This window comes from Acinetobacter sp. YH12134, assembly GCF_013418555.1.
GTDB lineage: Bacteria > Pseudomonadota > Gammaproteobacteria > Pseudomonadales > Moraxellaceae > Acinetobacter > Acinetobacter indicus.
Genome location: NZ_VPBT01000046.1, coordinates 1 through 5,082, shown reverse-complemented (window position 1 = coordinate 5,082; position 5,082 = coordinate 1). Strand labels below are relative to the sequence as shown.

Here is a 5,082-nt window from a genome sequence, read left to right as displayed (position 1 = left end):
ATGGAGAAATCTGATAGATATGTTTTACCTGAGAGACGGATGAGGAGTTATCCAAGGGTTGTAAAAGGAAAACCTCAAAAATACCCAAGAAAAAGCCAGTCAATCTCTTAACTGACTGGCATTACTCAATCGAGTGCTTTTTTTCTGTCTTTGTATAAGTTCCAGCTTCCTGCCAGAATCGCGCCGAGCGTAGCCAGGAGCATATCTTTATGCGCATCCCAGACATCACCTTGCTGACCATTATAATTTTCAGCCGCTTCCGGGGAGAGGGTTACCGCGAGTAACCATTCCAGCCATTCGTAAATCAAACTGCTGCTCATGACCCATTGCACGACCAGCAGAAAAATCACCAAGTCTTTGGCTTTTGGAAAGCAGAGCCGATGTAAGCGGAAAAACAGCGGGTAGAGCAGCACGCCATAGGCAAAATGCACAAAGCGATCATACATATTGCGTTCCCAGCCCAGCCACTGATTTAAATCAAAGCCGAAGTATTGCAGCAGCCAGTCGTTATAGGGCACATAAGAATAGAGATAATGCGCGCCTAAAATATGAATCAACAGAAAGATAAGATAGAAAACAAAACTCGAAAAGCTTAAACCGACTTTTTTGAAGAGCAATAGCAGCACAATTAGCATGAGGATCGTTCCAACCTGATGTAGCACATAGGCTGAAAATTCCATCGGGTTGATACTGGCAAGCAGCATGGTCAGGCCTAACAGGACCAGCATCAGCCAATGTTTGGCTTGTAATTGGTAGTCGATCATTCTGGTTATAGGATTGGGATTTGTAATTATCATAATAAAAAAGCGAAACCGGAGCTTCGCTTTTTGATGCTGAGTTTTTCAAAATTACACCCTCTTTATGTTGCTTCCAGAGGAAGAAAGAAGATGTTGTGAAAAACTCAAATCATTTCATTAGATTTTAGCAATCAAATCTTTAATTTGTTTTGCCTGTTCAGCGGCATTACCGGTGTAAGACGCAGGGGTCATTTCAGCTAAACGTGCACGATCCGCAGCCGGAACAGCTTCGAGTTCGTTACCGTTGACGAAGCTCACCATCATGTCGCGAGTCATTGCTTGACCACGAGTCAGCGCTTTTAATTTTTCGTATGGTTTTTCAACGTTGTAACGACGCATAACCGTTTGAATCGGTTCAGCCAATACTTCTTGTGCATTGTCCAGGTCTTCCAGAATACGGTCAGCATTCAGTTCTAGTTTACCAATACCTTTTAAGCAGGCTTCAAATGCGATCAAGCTCTGTGCAAAACCAACACCCATGTTACGAAGTACAGTTGAGTCGGTTAAGTCACGCTGCCAGCGAGAAATTGGAAGTTTTTCGCCCAGGTGCGCAAGAACAGCATTGGCAATACCCAGGTTACCTTCAGAGTTTTCGAAGTCAATCGGGTTGACTTTGTGCGGCATGGTTGAAGAACCGACTTCGCCTTCTTTCAGTTTTTGTTTGAAGAAGCCCAGCGAGATATAACCCCAAACGTCACGGTTAAAGTCGATTAAGATGGTGTTGAAACGACGCAGCGCATCAAACAGTTCCGCCATATAGTCATGCGGTTCAATTTGCGTGGTGTACGGGTTGAAAGTTAAACCTAAAGATTCAACAAATGCTTGTGAATGTGCAGGCCAGTTGATGTCTGGATAGGCAGACAGGTGAGCGTTGTAGTTACCCACTGCACCGTTGATTTTACCCAGCAGTTCAACATTGTTGAATTGCTTGATTTGACGCGCTAAACGGTACGCCACGTTGGCCATTTCTTTACCCAAAGTGGTTGGGCTAGCTGTTTGACCGTGTGTACGAGACAGCATGGGTTGATCAGCATGTTTTTCAGCCAGCGCCACAATTGAGTCAATGATTTGCTGCATAGATGCAACCAGTACATCACGGCCGTTTTTCAGCATTAACGCGTGTGACAGGTTGTTGATGTCTTCAGAAGTACAAGCAAAGTGAATGAATTCACCGGCATTTTTCAGCTCGTCGATGTTGGCGATTTTTTCTTTCAGGAAATATTCAACCGCTTTAACGTCGTGGTTAGTGGTACGTTCAATCTCTTTAATGCGGTTCGCATCTTCTTCAGAGAAATTTGCCACAATCGCATCTAAGGCCGCATTGGTTTCTGCAGAAAAAGCTGGGACTTCAGTAATTTCCGGACGGTTCGCAAGCGCTTGTAACCAACGCACTTCAACAGTCACACGAGCATGGATTAAACCAAACTCAGAAAGGAAAGGACGAAGAGCATCACATTTGCTCGCATAACGTCCATCTAATGGAGAAAGTGCAGTTAAAGCGTTCATAACGATTCCTTAAACTTTGGAACTAAACCTAAAACAAATGTCCGTACAGATCAGACCACCTGATACTGTAAACGGGCAAGATCCTGAATATCTTGAAGCAGTTTGCGTTTGCTAAAAATCATCGCCCATGAGCTGCCACCGAGTTGACGCCACAAATGTGCCATTTGCAGGCCGGTAAATAGCGAGGCACGAATACGGTTGGTATGGGCAGAATCTTTAAAGGCCTCGGCATTGCCACGCACCATAATCCGCGGATTAATCTGTCCAGCAGTATCAACATAGGTTTGGGCAAGATTGGCGAGAATACTTGGATGTAAATAGTTATTATCAAAAAAGGACAGCTGTTTTAAGATTTTTTGCTGGGATTGCTCAATAATTTCAACAAATTGCGGATTACTATAGACTTTCTTTTCCAGTTGCAGCAGCGCCATGGCATAGGACATCGGCAACTTGGCATTGGACATTTTCGGTAATCTGGATTTGGGTGAGGTGGTAAACGGATGGGTAATGCTATTTTCGAGGGTTTTTAAACCAAGGGAGATATCGGCCAGCTGACTAAAAAAGTCTAAGGTTTGGCCACTCTGATTATTACTTGGACGGATATTCAGGCTGGCCTGAATCAGGCGCTCCAGATAAAAGTTACCGCTATCGCCAATACTTTGTCGGCCAGTCAGTGCGGTCATATGGGTCAGCTGCGTGGCCTGAAACACAGCAGCGAGGGCCAAAGCACGATTCTGGCGAACATTCAGAGTTCGAGGCTGTTGAAACGGTAACTCTGTCATGCCGAAACAATCCTTTAAACAAAATCCGGGTGAGGGGCATTGGTATGATGGATCACGCCACCCCCTAAGCACACTTCACCTGCGTAGAACACCACGCTTTGACCTGGTGTTACTGCACGTTGTGGCTGATCAAATTCAACACGTACACCATTTGGTGTTTCTGGATCTTTAAATAATACGCAGTCTTGGTCAGGTTGGCGATAGCGGGTTTTTGCCGTGCAGCGGAAACCGGTGTCAGGAATATCCTGTTCACCTGCGACCCAGTCAATGGATTCGCTCCACAGAATCGTGCTTTGCATCAGTGGATGATCATGACCTTGACCAACCACCAGACGATTGCCGGCTACATCTTTATGCAGTACAAACCAGGCACCTTCAGCTGCACCTTTCATGCCGCCAATACCAATACCACCGCGTTGACCGAGCGTATAGTACATTAAGCCGTGATGTTCACCAACCTCTTTGCCATCTTCCAGCACGATTTTTCCGGGTTGTGCGGGTAAATATTGTTTTAAGAAGTCATTAAAGCGGCGTTCACCAATAAAACAGATACCAGTGGAGTCTTTTTTCTTTGCAGTCGCCAAGCCCAATTCTTCTGCAATTTTACGTACTTGTGGCTTTTCAATTTCACCGACAGGGAACAGGGTCTTGTTAATTTCACGACCATGTACTGCATGCAGGAAGTAAGTCTGATCTTTGTTGTTGTCGACACCACGCAATAAAGGTGCATATTGATCACCTTTAGAGTTGGTCATGGTTTCACCACGACGGCAGTAGTGACCTGTGGCAATAAAGTCAGCACCCAGGTTAATGGCATGATCTAAAAACGCACGGAATTTGATTTCTTTATTGCACAGAATGTCCGGGTTAGGGGTACGGCCAGCGGCGTATTCTGCCAGGAAATGCTCGAAAACCCGATCCCAGTATTCCATGGCAAAGTTGGCGGTGTGCAGTTTGATGCCAATTTTATCGCATACGGCCTGGGCATCGGCCAGATCTTCCATGGCTGTACAGTATTCCGTGCCGTCATCTTCTTCCCAGTTTTTCATGAACAGTCCTTCAACCTGATAACCTTGTTGAAGGAGGAGTGCTGCAGAAACAGAAGAATCTACACCACCTGACATACCGACGATGACACGTTGTTGCATAGGATTAGGCATCCACACTATGAATTAAGGGAGAATTTTGGTGCTCGTAAATGAGCGATAAAGGATATTTTTGTCCGGCCTGAGCATCCTGTACGGCTTTAATCACCAAAGGACTGCGGGCGCGGGCCGATTCAAGCAGTTCATCCGGGCTCATCCAGACGGCACGGACAATACCAGTGTCTAGCTGTGCATCTGCATGATGGTGAATGGCTTCGGCCAGAAAGCAGAAACGGTAATAGGTACGATCTGGAAACATGGGCGGGGTATAGGTATAAATGCCCAGTAAAGCCTGAATACGTACATCGTATCCGGTTTCTTCCAGGGTTTCGCGAACCGCTGCTTCAATAATGGTTTCACCGGCTTCTACATGACCTGCAGGCTGGTTAAAGACAGTATGTGTAACGCCTTCAGTCTGTTCTTCTACGAACAGAAATTTACCGTCTTTTTCAACAACGGTGGCAACAGTCACATGCGCAGTCCAAGCGGTCATAAAAAAGCACCATGGGGTAAAACGCATATTCTACAAAATTTAGGGGGATGTGGCTATGAGGGAAGGGGATTTCTTTGGAGAAGATGTTTTTTGTGTTTGAGTAAAAAATTGTGTGAAACAAGGACTTAATAATGAGCGTGGAACATGAGAAATCCATAAAGAAGTTCAAATCAGGTGATTTTGACTTCTTAGTATGAGCTAATATGCTGATTTAAAAAGAGAAGTGAAAATATGTTATTCCAAAGTAGAAATGTCCTACCTAATAACCAAATAGAAATGTCCTATATGGACATTTCCAAGTCAAGCACAGGATTTAGATTTCGTTCTTGAATTGCTGTTTTCTGTGCACGTCTGCTTGG

The 5,082-nt window shown here is 44.9% G+C and carries 5 protein-coding genes; all 5 read right to left on the bottom strand.

The features are described 5' to 3' along the window. Nucleotides 1-125 precede the first annotated feature (125 nt). Nucleotides 126-764, bottom strand: coding sequence for a DUF2238 domain-containing protein (locus FTU69_RS14565; protein WP_075174763.1), 639 nt, complete (start codon nt 762-764; stop codon nt 126-128). A 150-nt stretch (nt 765-914) separates the two neighbouring features. Further along, nucleotides 915-2,303, bottom strand: a complete 1,389-nt coding sequence (gene purB / locus FTU69_RS14560) for an adenylosuccinate lyase (protein ID WP_005176761.1) — start codon at nt 2,301-2,303, stop codon at nt 915-917. Between the two features lie 50 nt (nt 2,304-2,353). Continuing rightward, a complete protein-coding gene (gene hflD, locus FTU69_RS14555; RefSeq protein ID WP_005176767.1) occupies nt 2,354-3,085 on the bottom strand; it encodes a high frequency lysogenization protein HflD in 732 nt (243 codons plus the stop codon). A 14-nt stretch (nt 3,086-3,099) separates the two neighbouring features. Next, nucleotides 3,100-4,233 carry a tRNA 2-thiouridine(34) synthase MnmA gene (gene mnmA, locus FTU69_RS14550; protein WP_075166642.1) on the bottom strand — a complete coding sequence of 378 codons (1,134 nt, stop codon included), beginning with the start codon at nt 4,231-4,233 and terminating at the stop codon, nt 3,100-3,102. Between the two features lie 4 nt (nt 4,234-4,237). Next, nucleotides 4,238-4,723 (bottom strand): NUDIX hydrolase, encoded by a 486-nt coding sequence (locus FTU69_RS14545; RefSeq protein ID WP_045795214.1) that lies wholly within the window; start codon nt 4,721-4,723, stop codon nt 4,238-4,240. Nucleotides 4,724-5,082: the final 359 nt, after the last annotated feature.

Excerpts from the sequence above, each read along its gene's own strand:
- FTU69_RS14565 (WP_075174763.1), bottom strand. The coding sequence starts at position 764 with ATGATCGACTACCAATTACAAGCCAAACATTGGCTGATGCTGGTCCTG.
- purB (WP_005176761.1), bottom strand. The coding sequence starts at position 2,303 with ATGAACGCTTTAACTGCACTTTCTCCATTAGATGGACGTTATGCGAGC.
- hflD (WP_005176767.1), bottom strand. The coding sequence starts at position 3,085 with ATGACAGAGTTACCGTTTCAACAGCCTCGAACTCTGAATGTTCGCCAG.
- mnmA (WP_075166642.1), bottom strand. The coding sequence starts at position 4,233 with ATGCAACAACGTGTCATCGTCGGTATGTCAGGTGGTGTAGATTCTTCT.
- FTU69_RS14545 (WP_045795214.1), bottom strand. The coding sequence starts at position 4,723 with ATGACCGCTTGGACTGCGCATGTGACTGTTGCCACCGTTGTTGAAAAA.